The organism is Streptomyces sp. NPDC048269 (assembly GCF_040652395.1).
In the GTDB taxonomy this organism is placed as follows: Bacteria; Actinomycetota; Actinomycetes; order Streptomycetales; family Streptomycetaceae; genus Streptomyces.
In genome coordinates this window covers 63,572-82,781 of the sequence record NZ_JBEZLW010000007.1, presented here as the reverse complement: position 1 = coordinate 82,781, position 19,210 = coordinate 63,572, and the positions used below count along the sequence as shown (strand labels likewise).

Genomic DNA, 19,210 nt, shown 5'->3' with positions numbered 1-19,210 from the left:
GCAACGGTGCCGCAGCCGAACCCCCGGTCCCGGGCCCTGCCCGGTGACGGCCCGGCGGGGCTACTCCCGCCGATACACCGCGGGCCGCTTCTCGGCAAACGCCCGCGCCCCCTCCTTGGCATCAGCCGTGTCGAAGACCGGCCACCCCCGCAGCAGCTCGGCCGCCAGCCCCTCCCGCTCCGTCAACTCGGCGGTCTCGTAGACCGACGCCTTGACCGCCTCCACGGCCAACGGCCCGCACTCGTTGACCCGTTCCGCGATCTCCAGCGCCGTCTCCAGCGCCGTACCGTCCGGCACCACCCGCCCGACCAGCCCGATCCGCGCTGCCTCCGCGGCGGAGTACGGACGCCCGGTCAGCAGCATCTCCAGGGCATGCGTACGCGGGATCTGACGCGGCAACCGCACCGTGGAGCCGCCGATCGGGAAGAGTCCCCGCTTGACCTCGAACAGCCCGAAGGTGGCACCCTCCCCCGCCACCCGGATGTCCGTGCCCTGGAGGATCTCGGTCCCGCCGGCCACGCAGTACCCCTCCACCGCCGCGATCACGGGCTTGCGCGGCCGGTGGTGTCGGAGCATGGCCTTCCAGTGCAGGTCGGGGTCGTCCTTGAGCCGGTCCCGGTACTGGTCGCCCGCCATCCCCTTCCCGGCCAGTGCCTTGAGGTCCATGCCGGCGCAGAAGTCCCCGCCCGCGCCGGTCAGCACCACGGAGCGGATCGCGTCGTCGGCATCGGCCTCCAGCCACCCGTCGTACAGCCCCACCAGCAGCGGCAGCGAGAGCGCGTTCTTCGCCTCGGGCCTGTTCATGGTGAGCACCAGCGTGGCGCCGTGCCGTTGCACGGTCAGGTGTTCCGTCCCACCCATTGCCGTCCTCCCGTCTCAAGACCTAGAACAGGTTGCAGTAGGGGCGGGTGCAGTTCAATAGTTTTCTGACAGTCAGTCAGATTTCTTCAGCGGCTCCCTTCCCACCTGCCGTCGGCGGCGCTCTAATGACCGCCGGAGCAGACAGCCATGTGCCCAGCAATGGGTAAGTCCAGGGTCAGGAGGAACGGTGGAGTACAACCTTGCCGACCTGTTCGAGTCGGTCGTGGACGTGGTTCCGGACCGCGAGGCCCTCGTCTACGTGGACCACCCCGGCACCGGCGCCGAGCGCCGCCTCACGTACGCGGAGCTGGACTCGGCGGCGAACCGGATCGCGCACCACCTGCTGGACAGCGGGCTGAAGCCCGGAGAGCACCTGGGCCTGCACCTCTACAACGGGATCGAGTACTTGCAGACCGTGCTGGCCTGCCTGAAGGCCCGGCTGGTTCCGGTCAACGTCAACTACCGGTACGTGGAGGAGGAGCTGGTCTACCTCTACAACGACGCCGACCTCGCCGCGCTGGTCTTCGAGGGAGAGTTCACCGAGCGGGTGGCGGCCGCCCTCCCGCAGGCGGCGAAGCTGCGCCACCTGATCCGCATCGGGGCGGCTCCCGAGGGGGCGACGGAGCCCTCGATCGCACCTATCGCGTACGCGGACGCCGAGGCGGCCGGCTCGCCGGAGCGCGGGTTCGCACCCCGTTCCCCCGACGACCTGTTCATCATCTACACGGGCGGCACGACCGGTATGCCCAAGGGCGTCATGTGGCGGGCGGAGGACCTCTTCTTCGCCGGGCTCTTCGGCGGCGAACCCTCGGGCGAGCCGGTCAAGCGGCCGGAGGAGCTGGCGGAGCGGGTCGCGTCGAAGGGCGCCGGGCTCACCTTCTTCCCCGCCCCTCCGCTGATGCACGGTACGTCCACCCTCACCTCGTTCATCGCCTTCAACTACGGACAGCGGGTGGTCATCCACCGCAAGTACGCGCCCGAGGAGGTGCTCCGCACGATCGAGAAGGAGAAGGTCTCCAGCGTGTCGCTGGTGGGCGACGCGATGCTGCGGCCCCTCATCGACGCGCTGAACGGCCCGCTCAAGGGGACCGACCTGTCCTCGCTGTTCAGCGTCTCCTCGTCTGGCGCGATCATGTCGGAGACGGTGCGCGCGGAGTTCCAGCGGCTGGTACCGGACGTGCTGCTCCTGAACAACTTCGGATCCTCGGAGTCCGGATCCAACGGGCGGGCGACGAACGACTCCGGCCCGGAGAAGGGTTTCCGCCTGGAGGTCAACGACCGTACGCAGGTGGTGGACCCGGTGACGCACGAGCCGGTGGCGGTGGGCGAACCGGGCCGCCTCGCGCAGCGCGGCCACGTGCCGCTCGGCTACTACAACGACCCGGCCAAGACCGCCGAGACCTTCTTCCAGAAGGGCACGGAGCGCTGGGTGCTGCTCGGCGACATGGCCACGGTGGACGAGCAGGGCATCGTCACCGTCCTCGGGCGCGGCTCGCAGTGCATCAACACCGGCGGCGAGAAGGTCTACCCGGAGGAGGTCGAGCAGGCGCTGAAGTCACACCCGGACGTGTACGACGCCCTGGTCGCGGGCGTTCCGGACCCGACCTGGGGCAGCCACGTGGCCGCGGTAGTACAGATCCGGGCGGGCGCCCCGGAGCCGACCCTGGACGAGATCCAGACCCACTGCCGCACCCGCCTGGCGGGCTACAAGATCCCCCGCCAGCTGGTCATCACCCCCGCCGTCCAACGCTCCCCGAGCGGCAAGGCGGACTACCGCTGGGCCAAGACGGTGGCGACGGAGGCGGACACGGCCCGCTGACCGGCAACCCCCGGGCCGAATCCAGCCCGCCGGCACTTGAGGCGCGGGGCCTGGGGCGGAGCCCCGGGCCTCTGAGGCACGCCCGCCCACCGAGCCCAGGCCAAATCCAGCCCCGCCAGCGCTTGAGGCGCAGGGCCTGGGGCAGAACCCTAGGTCCTCGAGGCGCACCCGCCCACCCGGCGCAGGAGGCGACGGCGTCAGGCTCCGGACGACAGGAACCGCTCCACGCGGGCGGCGAACCACTCCGGGTCGTCCAGCCACGGGAAGTGACATGCCTGGGGCTGGACGTCGACCGCGCCCCGCGGGAACAGCGTGGCGAGCTCGGCCGCGAGCGCGGGGTTGGGATTGCCGTCCAGCTCCGCGGCCAGGACCAGGACCTCACCCTCCACCCGGCGGAGACCGGCCCGGGTGGCAGGCGGATCGAACGCGCCGGGCCCCGCGAACGCGGCGGCCGCCTCCTCGTTCTGCTGGTGCTCGCCCGCCGCCCAGTGCGCCTGGACCTCCTCGTCCCAGCGGCCGTGGAACAGCGGCGCGGCCAGGTCCCACTCCTCCACACCCCGCCCGCCGGGGCCGCCCGCCAGGATCCGCTGGTAGGCCGCGATCGCCGTGTCGTAGGGCTCGCTCCCGGCCCGCAGCCGGGCCGCTTCCAGCCGCTGCTCCGTCGTGGCGGGGAGGTCCACCGCCCACGCCGTCGGGGTGACGAGGACGACCCGGCCCACCCGCTGGGGATGCGCGGCCGCGTACAGCTGGGCCAGGTTGCCGCCGGCGGAGTGCGCGAGGAGGTCCATCCGCTCCAGACCCAGGTGTGCCCGTAGCGCCTCGACGTCGGCGACCTGGTGGTCGACGCGGTACGTGGACTCGTCCGCCGGTATCGCGGAGTCGCCCGTGCCGCGCAGGTCGAGCAGGATGAGACGACGGTTCGCGGTGAGCCCGCCGAGGTCCCCCAGGTACTCCGAGGCGCGCATGGCGCCGCCGGGAAGACACACGAGCGGCTCGCCCTCGCCGCGGAGGTGGTAGGCGAGTTCGGTTCCGTCGTAGGTGCTGAACGTAGGCATGCGGGCCATCACATCAGACGATCACTCGTTCGAGTCATTGATTTACCGGGCCAGGTCCTGGCAATCTACCGAATGATCGGTCGGTTGACTCACGATGAGGTGACGGCATGGCGGCACACGCGGATCTCCACGACGAAGGCGAGCGGCTCAGCGGCGACGAGCTGGCCGCCCTCCAGCTGACGCGGCTGCGCGCGACCCTGCACCGCGTGTACGACTGGGTGCCGTACTACCGGCAGGCCTTCGACAAGGCCGGTGTGCACCCCGACGACTGCCGCTCACTCGCCGATCTCGCCCTGTTCCCCTTCACCACCAAGGCCGACCTGCGGGACCAGTACCCCTTCGGGATGTTCGCCGTGCCGCGCTCCGATGTGCGCCGCATCCACGCCTCCAGCGGCACCACCGGGCGCCCCACCGTCGTCGGGTACACCGACGGAGACCTCTCCACCTGGGCTGATGTCGTCGCCCGGTCCATACGCGCCGCGGGCGGCAGACCCGGCCAGATCGTCCACATCGCCTATGGCTACGGACTGTTCACAGGCGGCCTCGGCGCGCACTACGGCGCAGAGCGGCTCGGCTGCACGGTCGTGCCCGCCTCGGGCGGGATGACGGACCGCCAGGTCCGGCTCATCCAGGACTTCCGGCCGGAGGTCATCATGGTGACCCCCTCGTACATGCTGACCCTGATGGACGAGATGGAACGCCAGGGCATCGATCCGCGCTCCACCTCGCTCCGCACCGGGATCTTCGGCGCGGAGCCGTGGACCGAGGAGATGCGCCGGGAGATAGAGGAGCGGCTGGGCATCGACGCGGTGGACATCTACGGCCTGTCCGAGGTGATGGGACCTGGCGTGGCGCAGGAGTTCGCGTCGAGCAAGGACGGGCTCCACATCTGGGAGGACCACTTCTACCCGGAGGTGATCGATCCGCTGACGGGCGCAGTGCTGCCGGAGGGCGAGACCGGCGAGCTGGTGTTCACCTCCCTCACCAAGGAGGCCATGCCGGTGATCCGTTACCGCACCCGGGATCTGACGCGGCTGCTGCCCGGCACGGCCCGGCCGGCGTTCCGCCGGATGGAGAAGATCACGGGCCGCAGCGACGACATGATCATCCTGCGGGGGGTGAACCTGTATCCCACCCAGATCGAGGAGATCCTCCTGCGGACGGCCGGTCTGGCTCCCCACTTCCAGCTGCGGCTGACGAGGGAGGGCCGGATGGACGCCCTGACGGTACGGGTGGAGGCGCGCCGGGAGGCGGACGCCGCCCGGCGGGAGGTGGCGGCCGCCGCGGTGGTCCGGGCAGTCAAGGAGGGGATCGGGGTCTCGGTCCGGGTCGAGGTGGTGGAGCCGGAGACCCTGGAGCGCTCGGTGGGCAAGATCAAGCGGCTGGTGGACCTCCGCGCTGCAGAAGGAGGAGAAGGAGCGGACACGCGGGCGGCCGGATGAAACCACCCCTGACCACCCCTTCGGGCCTATTTCGACGTGGCTCCCGGGAGCGGGCGGGCCCGCCCGGGTAGTGCATGAGCGTGACCTCGATCTTCCGGCGGCTGTACCGCCGGTTCCAGGGCTCGGCCGCGGGGCTGGCCTGGAGCCGCGGCCGGGAGATGGAGCTGATGCACCGGGCGATGGGCTTCGCGGCCCTGGGGTTCCTCACCCTGGTGCCGCTGCTGGTGGTGGTGGCGGCCGCCGCACCCGGCAGCGGCTCCGGCTTCGGCCGTTGGCTCGGCCAGGCCCTCGGGGTGACGGCGTCCTCGCGGGCCCGGGTCGAGACGCTGTTCAGCGCGGCGGACCTGGCGCTGGAGCGGACCACCGCCTTCGGTCTGGCCGCCCTGGCCGTGTTCGGCCTGACCTTCGGCTCCGCCGTGCAGACCGGCTACGAGAAGGTCTGGGACCTGCCGACCGCCCGCTGGCACACCATGTGGCGGCACGTCGTCTGGCTCGCCCTGCTGGTCTGCTACCTCGCCCTGCTCGTCGTTATCCCCGCGCCGTCGGACGACGCCGTCGGCACGACCGTGGGCACCGTCGGCGACCTCGTCGGCACGTGCCTGTTCTTCATCGGCTCGCAGCGGATGCTGCTCGGCGGCCGGGTCCGCTGGCGCGCCCTGGTGCCCGGCGCGGTGGCCACGAGCATCGGCCTGCTCGGGCTGCGCGTGTTCTCGCAGATGGTGTTCTCCCCGCTGATCGCCTCGAACGCCGTGACCTACGGCCCTTTCGGCACGCTGCTGGTCGTCCAGTCCTGGCTGGTCGGGGTCGGCTTCGTCGTCTACGGCGGAGCCCTCGTGGGCCGGCTCCTCCACGAGTACCTCACCCTGCGCCGCCTCCGGCGCAGCGGACACCTCCCCTTCGAAGACCCCCCTTCCGACCACCCCTCATGACCCCTGAAGGGGCTGACCGGGCCGGGCCGACGGTGCCAGGATGGGCGGGAACCGTCTGCCAACACCTTCACCCCCAGGGGGATTGATGTCTGTACAGGACCGGGAGACCAAGGCCGAGGGCCGGGTCTGGCTGATCACCGGGGCCTCGTCCGGCTTCGGCCTGACCCTCACCGAGGCCGTACTCGCGGCCGGGGACACCGTGGTCGCGGCGGTCCGCCGCCCCGCCTCCCTCGACGCTCTGGCCGCCGCCCATCCGGAGCGCCTCGTACCGATCGCGGTGGACGTGACGGACACGGCGCGCGCCGACGAGGTCGTCACGGACGTCGTGGACCGCTTAGGCCGGATCGACGTCCTCGTCAACAACGCCGGGCGGGGTCTGGTCGGCGCCGTGGAGGAGACCTCCGACAGCGAGCTCCGCGAGCTGATGGAGCTGCACTTCTTCGGCCCGGCGGCGCTCACGCGGGCGGCGCTGCCGCACATGCGGGCCCGGAAGTCGGGTGCGGTGGTGCAGATGAGCAGCATGGGAGGGCGACTGGCGTTCCCCGGTGTCGGGGCGTACTGCGCGACGAAATTCGCCCTGGAAGGTCTGACCGAGGCGCTCGCCGCCGAGGTCGCCGCCTTCGGCATCAAGGCGCTCATCGTGGAGCCCGGCTCCTTCCGTACGGGCTTTGCGGGCGGAAGCGCCTTGCGGCACACCACGGCCCTGCCCGCTTACGAGGACGCGGTGGGCCCGGTACGCGCGGGGCTGCCGGCCAGTGACGGCCATCAGCCGGGCGACCCCGTGAAGGCGGCCGCGGCGATCCTCGCCGCGCTGGACGCGGAGAACACGCCGCTGAGGCTCGTACTGGGCAACGACGCGGTCGACTTCATCACCGCCCACGCGGACGCCGCCCGCGCGGAGGCCCTTGCCTGGGAGCCGGTCAGCCGGGGCACGGACTTCGACGCCGTGCCGCCTCCGGCGCGGTAGGCCCATGACCGGCCGGGTCCGGCTTCCGTCCAGGCCCGCGCCAGCCGCCCGGACCCGCGGACCCGCCCGGGGTATACCGGCGCCCGCCCCAAGTGCAGCGCCGGGCCCCAAGCGCCCGAGCCAGGGCTCGGATCACCACCCTGCCGGCGTTCCGGACGGGCGACCGACGTCGGGTCCGGCGGTCGCCCGGGCGGGGCCGCGGCTGCCCGAGTCACGGCTCGGATGAGCACCGTCCCCGCGATGTGGTCAGGGCGGGCGGTTTGACGTCGGGCCCCCGCCCGAGCGGGCCCCGGGCCGCAAGCGCCCGAGCCACGGCTCGGATCACCAACCTGCCCGCGTTCCGGGCGGGCGGCCGAGGTCGGTCCGGCGGGCGCCCGGGCGGGGCCGCGGCTGCCCGAGCCGAGGGCGGGGCCGGCGGGCGCCGGAGCCGGCCGGGCCGCGGCTGCCCGAGGGGGGTCCGCCTCGCGCGTGCCGGGGCCCGGTCAGGGGGGTGCCGGAGGCACCCGGCGGCGCGTCAGCCCGCGAAGCGGTCCCGGAGTTCGCGCTTGAGGATCTTGCCGCTGGCGTTGCGCGGGAGGGCGTCCACGAACAGCACCCGCTTGGGGGCTTTGAAGTGGGCCAGCCGCTCCCGCGCGTACGCCAGCAGCTCCGGCTCCGTCACTTCCCCGCGCGGCACCACCACCGCCGTGACCGCCTCGATCCACCGCTCGTCGGGCAGCCCGACCACCGCCGCCTCGGCCACCCCCGGGTGGGTGTACAGCACGTCCTCGACCTGACGTGAGGCCACCAGCACTCCGCCGGAGTTGATGACGTCCTTCACCCGGTCGACGATCGTGAAGTACCCCTGCGCGTCCCGCACCGCGAGGTCCCCCGAGCGGAACCACCCGTCCCGGAAGGCCCGTTCCGTCGCCTCGGGGTCGTTCCAGTACCCCAGACACAGCTGCGGCGACCGGTAGACCACCTCGCCCGCCGTGCCGTCCGGGACGTCCTTGCCGTCCTCGTCGACGACCTTCGCCTCCACGTGACGCACCGGCCGGCCGCAGGAGTCCATCCGCCCCTCGTGCTCGTCCGGCCCCAGCACCGTGGCCAGCGGCCCGATCTCGCTCTGGCCGAAACAGTTGTAGAAGCCGAGTCCCGGCAGCCGCTCCCGCAGCCGCTCCAGTACGGGCACCGGCATGATCGAGGCTCCGTAGTACGCCTTGCGCAGCGCGCCCAGCTCGCGCACCGCGAACTCCGGGTGGTTGGCCAGGGCGATCCACACCGTGGGCGGCGCGAACAGGCTGTCCGCCCGCGCCGCCTCCACCAGGTCGAAGATCCGCTCCGCCACCGGCGCGTCGAGGATGGTGTTCTCCGCGCCCACCGCCAGGTACGGAAGCAGGAAGACGTGCATCTGCGCCGAGTGGTAGAGCGGCAGCGAGTGCACCGGCCGGTCGTCCTCGGACAGGTCCAGGGCCTCGACCGCGCTCTCGTACTCGTGGACCAGCGCCCTGTGCGTCATCACCGCGCCCTTGGGCAGGGCGGTGGTCCCGGAGGTGTAGAGCAGCTGCGCCGGCACGCCCGGGTCCCGGCCGGGCTCGAAGGCGAGCGGTTCGCCCGGCTCCGTCAGCTCGGCCAGGAAGGAGCCGGGGGCGTCGCGCAGCGGACGTACGGGATACCCGTCGGGGATCCGTCCGGCCAGCTCCGGGTCGGCGAGGACCAGCGCGCTGGTGCAGTCGTCCAGGATGTGCGCGAGGTCCTCGCCGGTGAGGTTCTGGTTGACCGGTACGTGCGTGAGCCCCGCCCGGGCGCAGGCGAGGAAGGCCAGCAGATAGGCGTCCGAGTTGTGCGCGAAGGTGGCGACGCGGTCGCCGTCGGCCAGCCCGTACCGCTCCCGCAGGACGGTGGCCCCGGTGGTGACGGCCGCGTCGAGTTCCGCGTACGTCCAGCTCCGCCCGCCGTAGCGGACGGCGACCCGGCCGGGGACCCGCCGCGCGCTGTCGTGTACCAGTCCGTCGACCGTGTTGTGCCGCACTGCCGTCATGGCGTGATCCTCGTCCCCTCACCGGCCGAGGTCAATGACCGGGATACCCAACGGGATGTTGACAGATCATCGGACTGCCTGCGTGAGTGTGGGGGCACGTACGCACCGCCTGTTGCACGGACAACCTTGCGCATCCGCAGGCTACTTGGAGGTATGTTGCTCCGCACCCGCCCGATATTACGCCGCGTCGCCCTCACCGGCACCGCACTGCTCGCCGCGACGGCCGCGATACCGCAGGCCTCGGCGGCGACCGGTGAGCGGATACCCGCCGGCGGTGGCCTGTCCGCCGTCATCCGGTACACCGAGAACGGCATTCCGCACATCCTCGCCCGCGACTACGCGCACCTCGGCTTCGGCACCGGCTGGGCCCAGGCCGCCGATCAGGTCTGCGTCCTCGCCGACGGGTTCGTGACCCTTGCCGGTGAGCGCTCTCGCTGGTTCGGCCCCGACGCCGCGCCCGACGGATCGCTGTCCTCCGCCGCCCGCAACCTCTCCAGCGACCTGTACTTCAAAGGCGTACGGGAGTCCGGGACGGTCGAGAAGCTGCTGGAAACGCCCGCTCCGGCCGGCCCCGGCAAGGACCTCAAGGAGCTGATGCGCGGCTGGGCCGCCGGCTACAACGCCTGGCTCGCCCAGAACGAGGTCACCGACCCCGCCTGCAAGGGCGCGGGGTGGGTCCGCCCGGTCAGCGTGACCGACGTGGCCGCCCGCGGTTTCGCGGTCTCGGTCCTCGGCGGTCAGGGCCGCGGCATCGACGGCATCACGGCCGCCCAGCCGCCGGGCACGGCCGGCGCCCGTACGGCGGCGCCGCAGGAGCCCGACCCGGCGGCCGCGGCCGAGGCGGCCGAGGAGTTCTTCGACACCACCCGCTACGACATGGGCTCCAACGCGGTGGCCTTCGCCGGATCCACCACAGCGAGCGGCGGCGGCCTGCTGCTCGGCAACCCGCACTACCCCTGGCAGGGCGGGCGGCGTTTCTGGCAGTCGCAACAGACCATCCCGGGCGAGCTGAACGTCTCGGGCGGCTCCCTGCTCGGTACCGCCGTGGTCACCATCGGCTTCAACGAGAAGGTGGCCTGGAGCCACACGGTGGCCACGGGCACGCCCGTCAACCTGCACCAGCTCACCCTCGACCCGGCCGACCCGACCGCCTACCTGGTCGACGGGAAGCCGGAGAAGATGACCCGGCGGACCGTCACCGTCCCGGTGGCGGGCGGCGATCCGGAGACCCGCACCCAGTGGTGGACCCGCTACGGCCCGGTGGTCTCGAACCTCGGCCCGAGTCTGCCGCTGCCCTGGACGGCCGGTACGGCGTACGCGCTGAACGATCCCAACGCGGCGAACCTGCGCGGCTCCGACACCGCGCTCGCCATGGGCAAGGCCCGTTCGGTGGCCGGGATCCGGGACGCCCTGAAGCGCACCCAGGGTCTGCCGTGGGTCAACACCGTGGCCGCCGACTCGACGGGCGGCACCCTCTTCACCCAGTCCCAGGTGCTGCCCCGGATCACCGACGAGCTCGCGGCGCGCTGCTCCACTCCGCTGGGCCGCGCGACGTATCCCGCTTCGGGGCTGGCGGTGCTGGACGGTGCGCGCGGTGACTGCGGGCTCGGTTCGGATCCGGACGCGGTGCAGCCGGGGGTGTTCGGGCCGGGGAAGGCGCCGACGCTGCGCGATGCCCCGTACGCCGAGAACTCCAACGACAGTGCGTGGCTGGCCAACGCGGAGCGGCCGCTGACCGGTTACGAGCGGATCTGGGGAAATGCCGGCACCCCGCGCTCGATGCGCACCCGTGGCGCGATCGAAGACGTGGCGGCGATGGCGGCGAAGGGCCGGCTGACCGTGGCCGACCTGCAGAAGCAGCAGTTCGCCAACCGGGCGCCGGCCGGTGACCTGGCGGCGGCGGACGCGGCGCTGGCCTGCGCCGCCCTGCCGGGTGGGACGGCGACGGCGGGTGACGGCACCGCGGTGGACGTCTCGGCGGCCTGCGGAGTGCTGGCGGGCTGGGACCGTACGGCCGACAGCGCCAGCCGTGGCGCGCTGCTCTTCGACCGGTTCTGGCGCAAGCTGACGGCGACGACCCCGGCCAAGGACCTGTGGCTGGTGCCGTTCTCCGCGGCCGACCCGGTCCGCACGCCCCGCACGCTCAACCGGGCGGCGCCCGGGATCGGCCGGGCGCTCGCGGAGACCGTGCTGGAACTGAGGGCGGCCGGGATCGCGCTGGACGCCCCGCTGGGCGAGCACCAGTTCGTGGTCCGGGGCGGGCAGCGGCTGCCGGTGGGCGGCGGCACCGAGGCGCTCGGCGTCTGGAACAAGATCGAGGCGCCGTGGAACGCGGCGGCCGGCGGCTACGCCGAGGTCGTGCACGGGTCCAGCCACATCCAGGCGGTCGGCTGGGACGGCGGCCGCTGCCCGGTGGCGCGCACCCTGCTGACGTACAGCCAGTCCTCGAACCCGGACTCGCCGTACTACGCCGACCAGACCCGGCTGTTCTCGCAGGAGCGCTGGGTGACGTCCAGGTTCTGCGAGCGGGACATCCTCACCTCGCCGCGGCTCAAGGTGGTCTGGGCCCGCGAGCGGCGGTGACCCGCGCCCTCTTCCTGGCCCCGGCCCTCACGGGCTGACGGCCAGGAAGAGGTACGCGGCCAGCACCACGAGGTGTACGCCGCCCTGGAGCAGCGTGGCGCGGCCCGGGGCGATGGTGAGGGCACTGACCACGACGGTCAGGGCGAGCAGCACCATGTGGACCGGGCCGAGGCCCAGCATGAGCGGGCCGGAGAGCCAGACCGAGGCCAGGGCGATGGCCGGGATGGTGAGGCCGATGCTGGCGATGGCGGATCCGTAGGCCAGGTTGAGGCTGGTCTGGACGCGGTCGCGGCGGGCGGCGCGGACGGCGGCCAGGGTCTCGGGCAGCAGCACGAGCAGAGCGATGATCACACCGACGACCGCATCGGGCAGGCCGGCGTCGGCGACGCCCTTCTCGATGGTGGGGGAGACGGCCTTGGCGTCACCGACCACCGCGACGAGCGCGACCAGCAGCAGGCCGAGGCTGATCAGGGCGGCGCGGGAGGTGGGCGGCGGGGCGTGGTCGTCGTGCTCGCCGGGGCTGCGCTCGATGTCCACGGGCAGGAAGTAGTCCCGGTGGCGGACCGTCTGGACGGCGACGAACAGCCCGTACAGCGCCAGCGAGGCGACGGCGGCGAAGGTCAGCTGCGCGGTGGAGAACTCCGGGCCGGGCTTGCTCGTCGTGAAGGTCGGCAGGACCAGGCTGAGGACCGCGAGGGTCGCGACGGTGGCGAGGGCCGCTCCGGAGCCCTCGGCGTTGAAGACGGCGACCCGGTTGCGCAGGGCGCCGACGAGCAGGGACAGGCCGACGATGCCGTTGCAGGTGATCATGACGGCGGCGAAGACGGTGTCCCGGGCGAGGGAGGACGCCTTGTCGCCGCCGCCGGCCATCAGCGTGACGATGAGCGCCACTTCGATGACGGTGACGGCGACGGCGAGGACGAGGGAACCGAACGGTTCGCCGACCCGGTGGGCAACGACCTCGGCGTGGTGCACGGCCGCCAGCACCGCGCCCGCGAGGCAGAGCGCGACGAGGGCCACCGCGAGCGGCGGCAGATCGCGTCCCCAGCTGAGCACGAGCGCGACGAGCGCCACCACGGGGACCAGGAGGGTCCAATCGGTCAGGGGGGATCTGCGGGTAGCCGTCCTCATATCGGCCAAGTTGCCAGAACTGTCCCTCCGGCGCGGCGCAAGGCGCGCCTCCGGAGCCCTGGCGTGGCGCTTCTCACGGAACCTCCGGGCGTGGCGGGTGCAGGGTGCACCGACAACACCGCGGGGCGCCGGAGGATGGGGCATGACCTCACCGGAAGCGCCCTCGGCCTGGACCCAGGACCAACTGACCGATCTGCACCGCACCGTGCTCTGGGCATTGCTGCGCTACGTCTCCCCGCCGCCGGGAGCCGGGCGCGCGGACGCGGGGCGGCCCGTGCGCGGCGTGCTGCAGCCGCCCGGGCCACCGGAGGTCACCCGTGTGGTCCTGTGGGACGGCCACGACCTGGACACGTCGGTCGCCTACGACCTGCCCCTGGTCGACGACGAGTACGACACCAACATCCCGTGGACGGCCATCGCGGGGATGCTGCGGCGGCTTGCCGCCGGTCCGGGTACGGACGGGAGCGGCGCGGCGTGCGCGGAGTCCCGGGACGGCCTGGGCATCCTTGTCGTCGACGCCCGCGCCGAGGCCGCGCGCTTCCGGGACGATCCCTCGTACGACCGGACCGACGCGCTGCACGCTGCGGTCTCCGTGCTCAGGCCCTCCGTGGATCCGGAGGACGAGCCGGAGCCCGAGCTGATGCTCGGCGGCTTCTTGCTGACCGGCCCCGACACGGTACGGCTGTACGTGGACCGGGCGGCCGGCCCGGCCGCCCGGATCGGCCTGGACGTCGCCCTGCGGGACGAGGAGGGTCGCGTACGAGGGGGCTACACCGCGCTGACGGCGGCGCTGCCCTCCCTCGTACGCGACGAGCTCGAATGGAACGCCTCGGAGGCCGAGGATCCGTACTGCGCCGAGGCGTACGACTTCACCCGCTGGTGACCCGGCCGGCCCGCGGCTCACATCGCGCGCTCGCGTCCCTCCCAGTACGGGTCGCGCAGGCGGCGCTTGTACAGCTTGCCGTTCGGGTCGCGCGGCATCGTCGCGATGAAGTCGACCGTCTTGGGGCGCTTGTAGCCGGCGAGCCGCCTCTCGCAGTGGTGCAGGATCTCCGCTGCCAGGGCCTTGCCCGCCTCGAAGCCCTCCGCCGGTTCGATGACGGCCTTGACCTCCTCGCCCCAGTCGGCGTGGGGGATGCCGAACGCGGCGGCGTCGGCGACCGCCGGGTGGGTCAGCAGGGCCGCCTCGATCTCGGCCGGGTAGATGTTGACCCCGCCCGAGATGATCATGTCGATCTTGCGGTCGCGGAGGAAGAGGTAGCCCTCCTCGTCCAGCAGGCCCAGGTCGCCGACGGTGAAGAAGTCGCCGATGCGGTTCTTCTTCGTCTTGCCCTCGTCCTTGTGGTAGCTGAAGCCGCCCGTGTTCATCTTGATGTAGACGGTGCCCAGTTCGCCGGCGGGCAGCCGGTTGCCGTCGTCGTCGAAGACGGCGAGTTCGCTGATCGGCCAGGCCTTGCCGACGGTTCCCGGCTTCTTCAGCCAGTCCTCGGCGGTGGCGAATGCCCCGCCGCCCTCGCTGGCGGCGTAGTACTCCTCCACGCACCGGCCCCACCAGTCGATCATCGCCCGCTTGACGTGGTCCGGGCAGGGCGCGGCGCCGTGGATGGCATGGCGCATCGAGGAGACGTCGTACGCGTCCTTCGTCTCCTGCGGGAGCGCGAGGAGCCGGTGGAACTGCGTCGGGACCATGTGGGTGTGCGTGCAGGCGTGGTGGTCGATCAGCCGCAGCATCTCCTGCGGTGTCCATTTGTCCATCAGGACCAGCGGGTGGCCGATGTGCAGGGCGGCGCCGGCGAATTGGAGGACGGCCGTGTGGTAGAGCGGCGAGCAGACCAGGTGGACGTTGTCGTCGAAGGGCCGGATGCCGAAGATGCCGAGGAAGCCGCCGAGGTACGTCTCCTCCGGGAGCTTGCCGGGCAGCGGCCGGCGGATCCCGCGCGGGCGGCCGGTGGTGCCGGAGGTGTAGTTCATGACCCAGCCGAGCGTGCGCTCCTCGGGGGCCGTACCGGGCTGCCCTTCGAGGAGTTCCCCGTACGCCCGGAAGCCCGGGACCGCTCCGACGGCGTACCGGCGGTTCACGGGCAGGGCCGCCTCGTCGGCCGCGGCGGTGGCGGCGTCGGCGAAGCGCTCGTGGGCGATGAGGACCTTGGCGCCCGAGTCGGAGACGATCCAGGCGATCTCGGGGCCGACGAGGTGGTGGTTGACGGGGACGAGGTAGAAGCCGGCCTGGGAGGCGGCGAGGTAGGCGGTGAAGAACTCGACGCCGTTGGGGAGGACGACGGCGAAGACGTCGCCCTTCTCCAGACCGGCGGCGCGCAGGCCGTGGACGAGGCGGTTGACGTCGGCGTGCAGCCGTCCGGCGGACCACTCCTCGCCGTCGGGGGTGACCAGGACGGTCCGCTCGGGGTCGGCGGCGGCCTGCGCCCAGAAACCGTTGGGCTTTTCGGTCATGCTGCTCACGCCTCTCTCAGGCTCGGCCGGCGATGCGGTTGATGCGGTCGATGGCGCGCTCGAACCCGCTGGTGAGGTCGTCGAAGACCGCCTGGACGCTGCGTTCGCTGTTCATCCTGCCGACGATCTGGCCGACGGGGGTGCCGAGGAGCGGCTGGACCTCGTACTTCTGGATCCGCGAGACGGCCTCGGCGACGAGCAGGCCCTGGAGCGGCATGGGCAGCGCGCCGGGACCTTCGGGGTCGTCCCAGGCGTCGGTCCACTCGGTGCGCAGCTGGCGGGCGGGTTTGCCGGTGAGGGCGCGGGAGCGGACGGTGTCGCCGGAGCCGGCGGCCAGCAGTTTCTCGGTGAGGGCGCGGGAGTGCAGGTCGGCCTCGGTGGTCGTGAGCCAGAGGGAGCCGAGCCAGGCGCCCTGGGCGCCGAGGGCGAGTCCGGCGGCGATCTGCTCGCCGCTGCCGATGCCGCCGGCGGCCAGGACCGGGAGCGGGGCGACGGCCTCGGCGATCTCGGGGACGAGGACCATGGTCGCGATGTCGCCGGTGTGGCCGCCGGCCTCGTAGCCCTGGGCGACGACGACGTCGATGCCGGCTTCGGCGTGGCGGCGGGCGTGTTTGGCGCTGCCGGCGAGGGCGGCGACGAGGACGCCGTGGTCGTGGGCGCGTGCGATGACGTCGGCGGGCGGGGAACCCAGGGCGTTCGCCAGGAGTTTGATGGGGTAGTCGAAGGCGACGTCGAGCTGGTTGCGGGCGACCTGCTCCATCCAGCCGGTGATCCGCCAGCCCGAGGCCTCTCCCTCGGCGAGCGCGGGCACGTGGTGTTTGGCGAGGGTGTCGCGGACGAAGGCACGGTGACCGGCCGGGATCATCGCCTCGATATCGGCTTCGCTGATGCCGTCGACGGCCTTCTTGGCGGGCATGACCACGTCGAGGCCGTAGGGCCTGCCGTCAGTGTGCGCCTGCATCCAGTCGAGGTCTCGCTTGAGGTCGTCGGGTGCGGTGTAGCGGACCGCGCCGAGTACGCCGAATCCGCCCGCGCGGGTGATGGCGGCGGCGACCGCCGGGAAGGGCGTGAAGCCGAAGATGGCGTGTTCGACTCCCAGTTTCTTGCTCAGCTCCGTCTCCATGGGCGGCAGGATGCCGCAGCCCCGCATCCGAGGGAAGAGATTTTCTGATGCAGTGTCAGATTCTTTCCGGTCCGTCAGGTGCGAACGGTCCCCGACGGCCGGGCAGATACCCACTAGCGTGCGGCAGATCCAGCCTCGCCCGCGGACACCTCCCATCGGTGGCCGGGGAGAGCGAGGCGCGGGATCCGGGGCGGAGCCCGGGATACGGCGTCGCAGGCCGACTCGGAAGCGAACAGGAGGGCCGGACATGGCAGCAGGCACGGGGGCCGACGCAGCGGCAGGTGAAGAAGGCGCGGCCACCGGTGAACCCGGAAACGCGCTGAGCCGGCGGCGCCTGGGCGCACGGCTGCTCGCACTCGGCGGGGTGCTCGTCCTGCACGCCGCACTCCCCGGCAGCTCCGCCGGGGCGGCCGGCGGCGCGGCCGAGCGGCGCGCGCTCCAGGGGCTGCGGCTGCGGTACGGCTCCGCGCGCCAGGCCGGGCTGCTGGACGAGCACCTGGAGGGGGTGGCGGAGGAGGCACGGCGGTTCCTCGGCCCCTCCCCCGAACACCCCTACTACGCCGGGGCAGTGGTCCTCGCCGGCCGGGGCCGCACCATCGCGCTGCACCGCGCCATGGGTGACGCCGTACGGTACGCGGACTACGACGGGCGGACGGACCGGGTCCGGGAGTTCCCGGCGGCCGAGCGGATCGCGATGGCCGAGGACACCGTCTTCGACCTGGCCTCGTTGACGAAACTGTTCACCTCCATCCTGGCCGTTCAGCAGATGGAGCGGGGCCGGCTGGAGCTGGAGGCCCCGGTGCACCGGTACCTGCCCGCCTTCACCGGTGGCGGCAAGGAACTGATCACGGTCCGTCAGCTGCTCACGCACACCTCGGGGCTGCGCTCCTGGGCACCCTTCTACCAGGAGTCCACGCGCGAGGGCCGGCTGAGGCTGCTGTGGTCAGTGCGGCCGCAGGAGACTCCCGGGTCCGTCTACCGGTACTCCGACCTGAACCTGATCACCCTCCAGCTGCTCCTGGAAGAGATCACCGGCCGCACTCTGGATGTCCTGCTCCACGACGAGATCACCGCTCCGCTCGCGATGCACCGCACCCGGTACAACCCGCCGCGCTCCTGGCGCCGGGTCACCGCCGCCACCGAGGTGCAGCGCCCGCCCTGGTCCGGCCTGGACCGCGGGCTGGTGTGGGGCGAGGTCCACGACGAGAACGCGTACGCGCTCGGCGGGGTCGCGGGCCACGCCGGGGTCTTCGGCACCGCCTGGGACCTGGCCGTGCTCGCCCGCGCCCTCCTCGACGGCGGGGTCTACGCGGGCCGGCGCATCCTGCGTCCCGCCTCCGTGGAGCTGCTCTTCACCGACTACAACACCGCCTTCCCGGGTGACGACCACGGTCTCGGCTTCGAGCTCTACCAGCACTGGTACATGGGCGCCATGGCCACCCCTCACTCCGCCGGGCACACCGGCTTCACCGGCACCTCCCTGGTCCTGGACCCCTCCACCGACTCCTTCCTGATCCTGCTCGGCAACTCCGTCCACCCCGTGCGCACCTGGCGCGCCGGCAGCGCGCCGCGGGTCGCCGTCGGCAACCGCTTCGCCCGCGCCGTCCCTGTTCGTACGAGGCACGGCGGCCCTGCCTGGTTCTCCGGGATCACTCCGGGCGCCTCGGGCACACTGAACCTGCCGCCGCTCACCCCTGCGACGGCCTCCGCCCGGCTGCGCTGTGCCGTGTGGTGGGACACCGTGCCCGGCGAGGGCGCGTTCCACCTGGAAGCCTCGGCGGACGGGGAGCACTGGGAGCCGCTGCCGTTCACCACGGTGCGGTCCACCGGCGGCGCCGCCGAGTCCTGGCCGCGCGGCTCCGCGGGCGGCTGGGGAGGCCGCATCTGGCATCGCCTGGAGGCCCCCCTCACAGCCGCCTGGTCGGGCCGCGAGGTGCGGCTGCGATTCCGGCACACCGCGACCGGCCGCTACGTCGGGCGCGGCGTGTACGTGGACGTCCTGCGCGTGGCGGAACCGGGCCGCCTCCTCTTCGCGGAGGACCGCCCCGCCGACGCCGCCCGCATCGTGGCCATCGGCTGGACCCGCTCGTCGGACTGAGCCCGTCGTCCCCGTGCATACCGGTGATCGGCGGCCGTGTGCGGAGTGTCCCGTTGACCCTGCGGAGGGAAGCTGCTGGCCTGCTCGTACGCGTGCCAGGCCCGCTGGCCGCCGTCCGCAGGAGTGATCCGGGGAGAAGGACTCAATGAGCCAGGACAACCGGCCGCCGGTCCCAGACCTGCACGCGTCGAGCGCAGCCGCGGAGGTGCAGGCTTCCGCCCGCGGCTGGCACACCGTTCAGCTGGCGGTCTTCGGGTTCATCGGGATCTGCGGTGTCCTCAAGAGCGGCGGCAGCTCGGCAGCGCCCCGGGGCATCGAGGAACTGGCCGGGCTACTGGTCCTGGTGGCGCTGGCCGTGGCCTGCTGGGCGACGTATCTGGTCGCCCGCGTCGCCTGGCCCGTGCCGGAGCCGGTACCGGACGCCGGCACGTGGCCGGAGGGCAGGAACAGCGCGGACCGATCCGCCCGACGGCTGCGAAGGGGGCTCATGTGGACGTTCCTCGCCGTCGTGCTGGTGGCCACGGCGGCCGCCTCCTCCTGGTGGCCTTCTCCCCCCAAAGCCTCCGAGGACCAGTTCGTGCAGGTCTCGACCTCGGCGGGCACGGTCTGCGGCACTCTGGGCTCCGGCAGCGACGGAAACGTCCTCCTCCGGACCCAGGGGCAGAACATCGACATCCCGCTCAGCCGGATCTCGGGCCTGGCTCCCGCACGCACCTGCCCGTAGCGGGCAC

The 19,210-nt window shown here is 72.5% G+C and carries 14 protein-coding genes; 8 read left to right on the top strand and 6 right to left on the bottom strand.

The genetic code is table 11. The annotated features are described in order from the left end of the window. Positions 1-60 precede the first annotated feature (60 nt). Positions 61-861 carry a crotonase/enoyl-CoA hydratase family protein gene (locus AB0D48_RS10520; protein WP_362393302.1) on the bottom strand — a complete coding sequence of 267 codons (801 nt, stop codon included), beginning with the start codon at positions 859-861 and terminating at the stop codon, positions 61-63. Between the two features lie 187 nt (positions 862-1,048). On the opposite strand from AB0D48_RS10520, the gene AB0D48_RS10515 reads away from it, so the two are divergent. Beyond that, positions 1,049-2,680 carry an acyl-CoA synthetase gene (locus AB0D48_RS10515; RefSeq protein ID WP_362393299.1) on the top strand — a complete coding sequence of 544 codons (1,632 nt, stop codon included), beginning with the start codon at positions 1,049-1,051 and terminating at the stop codon, positions 2,678-2,680. 197 nt (positions 2,681-2,877) lie between these two features. Here the strand turns inward: AB0D48_RS10515 and AB0D48_RS10510 are convergent, their stop codons facing one another. Next, a complete protein-coding gene (locus AB0D48_RS10510; protein WP_362393296.1) occupies positions 2,878-3,735 on the bottom strand; it encodes an alpha/beta hydrolase in 858 nt (285 codons plus the stop codon). A gap of 107 nt (positions 3,736-3,842) precedes the next feature. On the opposite strand from AB0D48_RS10510, the gene paaK reads away from it, so the two are divergent. The 3 genes from paaK to AB0D48_RS10495 all read left to right on the top strand — a co-directional run bounded on the left by paaK (position 3,843) and on the right by AB0D48_RS10495 (position 7,073). Beyond that, positions 3,843-5,177 carry a phenylacetate--CoA ligase PaaK gene (gene paaK, locus AB0D48_RS10505; protein WP_362393293.1) on the top strand — a complete coding sequence of 445 codons (1,335 nt, stop codon included), beginning with the start codon at positions 3,843-3,845 and terminating at the stop codon, positions 5,175-5,177. Between the two features lie 74 nt (positions 5,178-5,251). Beyond that, on the top strand, positions 5,252-6,106 hold the full coding sequence (locus AB0D48_RS10500) for a YhjD/YihY/BrkB family envelope integrity protein (protein WP_362393290.1): 855 nt from the start codon (positions 5,252-5,254) through the stop codon (positions 6,104-6,106). An 85-nt stretch (positions 6,107-6,191) separates the two neighbouring features. Continuing rightward, the gene (locus tag AB0D48_RS10495) at positions 6,192-7,073 is read left to right on the top strand and encodes an oxidoreductase (RefSeq protein ID WP_362393287.1); all 882 of its coding nucleotides are present in this window, start codon (positions 6,192-6,194) and stop codon (positions 7,071-7,073) included. A gap of 514 nt (positions 7,074-7,587) precedes the next feature. On the opposite strand, the gene AB0D48_RS10490 is transcribed toward AB0D48_RS10495, so the two are convergent. Beyond that, positions 7,588-9,093 (bottom strand): fatty acyl-CoA synthetase, encoded by a 1,506-nt coding sequence (locus AB0D48_RS10490; protein ID WP_362393284.1) that lies wholly within the window; start codon positions 9,091-9,093, stop codon positions 7,588-7,590. A 153-nt stretch (positions 9,094-9,246) separates the two neighbouring features. Here AB0D48_RS10490 and AB0D48_RS10485 point away from each other — a divergent pair, with 153 nt between their 5' ends. Beyond that, positions 9,247-11,676 carry a penicillin acylase family protein gene (locus AB0D48_RS10485; protein ID WP_362393281.1) on the top strand — a complete coding sequence of 810 codons (2,430 nt, stop codon included), beginning with the start codon at positions 9,247-9,249 and terminating at the stop codon, positions 11,674-11,676. Positions 11,677-11,703: 27 nt separating this feature from the next. Here the strand turns inward: AB0D48_RS10485 and AB0D48_RS10480 are convergent, their stop codons facing one another. Next, positions 11,704-12,807, bottom strand: coding sequence for an ionic transporter y4hA (locus AB0D48_RS10480; RefSeq protein ID WP_362393278.1), 1,104 nt, complete (start codon positions 12,805-12,807; stop codon positions 11,704-11,706). Positions 12,808-12,949: 142 nt separating this feature from the next. Between AB0D48_RS10480 and AB0D48_RS10475 the strand changes: the two genes are divergently transcribed. Next, positions 12,950-13,690, top strand: coding sequence for a hypothetical protein (locus AB0D48_RS10475; RefSeq protein WP_362393274.1), 741 nt, complete (start codon positions 12,950-12,952; stop codon positions 13,688-13,690). A gap of 17 nt (positions 13,691-13,707) precedes the next feature. Here the strand turns inward: AB0D48_RS10475 and AB0D48_RS10470 are convergent, their stop codons facing one another. Next, positions 13,708-15,258: an acyl-CoA synthetase gene (locus AB0D48_RS10470; RefSeq protein ID WP_362393271.1), complete on the bottom strand. Its 1,551-nt coding sequence runs from the start codon at positions 15,256-15,258 to the stop codon at positions 13,708-13,710. A gap of 16 nt (positions 15,259-15,274) precedes the next feature. Further along, positions 15,275-16,381, bottom strand: a complete 1,107-nt coding sequence (locus tag AB0D48_RS10465) for a nitronate monooxygenase family protein (protein ID WP_362393268.1) — start codon at positions 16,379-16,381, stop codon at positions 15,275-15,277. A 247-nt stretch (positions 16,382-16,628) separates the two neighbouring features. On the opposite strand from AB0D48_RS10465, the gene AB0D48_RS10460 reads away from it, so the two are divergent. After that, the gene (locus AB0D48_RS10460) at positions 16,629-18,479 is read left to right on the top strand and encodes a serine hydrolase (protein WP_362393265.1); all 1,851 of its coding nucleotides are present in this window, start codon (positions 16,629-16,631) and stop codon (positions 18,477-18,479) included. A gap of 145 nt (positions 18,480-18,624) precedes the next feature. Next, positions 18,625-19,203 (top strand): hypothetical protein, encoded by a 579-nt coding sequence (locus tag AB0D48_RS10455; protein WP_362393262.1) that lies wholly within the window; start codon positions 18,625-18,627, stop codon positions 19,201-19,203. The last annotated feature ends 7 nt before the right edge of the window (positions 19,204-19,210 follow it).

What these genes read in the sequence shown, in the direction of transcription:
- AB0D48_RS10520 (WP_362393302.1), bottom strand. Translation starts at nt 861, where the DNA reads ATGGGTGGGACGGAACACCTGACCGTGCAACGGCACGGCGCCACGCTG.
- AB0D48_RS10510 (WP_362393296.1), bottom strand. Translation starts at nt 3,735, where the DNA reads ATGCCTACGTTCAGCACCTACGACGGAACCGAACTCGCCTACCACCTC.
- paaK (WP_362393293.1), top strand. Translation starts at nt 3,843, where the DNA reads ATGGCGGCACACGCGGATCTCCACGACGAAGGCGAGCGGCTCAGCGGC.
- AB0D48_RS10500 (WP_362393290.1), top strand. Translation starts at nt 5,252, where the DNA reads ATGAGCGTGACCTCGATCTTCCGGCGGCTGTACCGCCGGTTCCAGGGC.
- AB0D48_RS10495 (WP_362393287.1), top strand. Translation starts at nt 6,192, where the DNA reads ATGTCTGTACAGGACCGGGAGACCAAGGCCGAGGGCCGGGTCTGGCTG.
- AB0D48_RS10490 (WP_362393284.1), bottom strand. Translation starts at nt 9,093, where the DNA reads ATGACGGCAGTGCGGCACAACACGGTCGACGGACTGGTACACGACAGC.
- AB0D48_RS10485 (WP_362393281.1), top strand. Translation starts at nt 9,247, where the DNA reads ATGTTGCTCCGCACCCGCCCGATATTACGCCGCGTCGCCCTCACCGGC.
- AB0D48_RS10480 (WP_362393278.1), bottom strand. Translation starts at nt 12,807, where the DNA reads ATGAGGACGGCTACCCGCAGATCCCCCCTGACCGATTGGACCCTCCTG.
- AB0D48_RS10475 (WP_362393274.1), top strand. Translation starts at nt 12,950, where the DNA reads ATGACCTCACCGGAAGCGCCCTCGGCCTGGACCCAGGACCAACTGACC.
- AB0D48_RS10470 (WP_362393271.1), bottom strand. Translation starts at nt 15,258, where the DNA reads ATGACCGAAAAGCCCAACGGTTTCTGGGCGCAGGCCGCCGCCGACCCC.
- AB0D48_RS10465 (WP_362393268.1), bottom strand. Translation starts at nt 16,381, where the DNA reads ATGGAGACGGAGCTGAGCAAGAAACTGGGAGTCGAACACGCCATCTTC.
- AB0D48_RS10460 (WP_362393265.1), top strand. Translation starts at nt 16,629, where the DNA reads ATGGCAGCAGGCACGGGGGCCGACGCAGCGGCAGGTGAAGAAGGCGCG.
- AB0D48_RS10455 (WP_362393262.1), top strand. Translation starts at nt 18,625, where the DNA reads ATGAGCCAGGACAACCGGCCGCCGGTCCCAGACCTGCACGCGTCGAGC.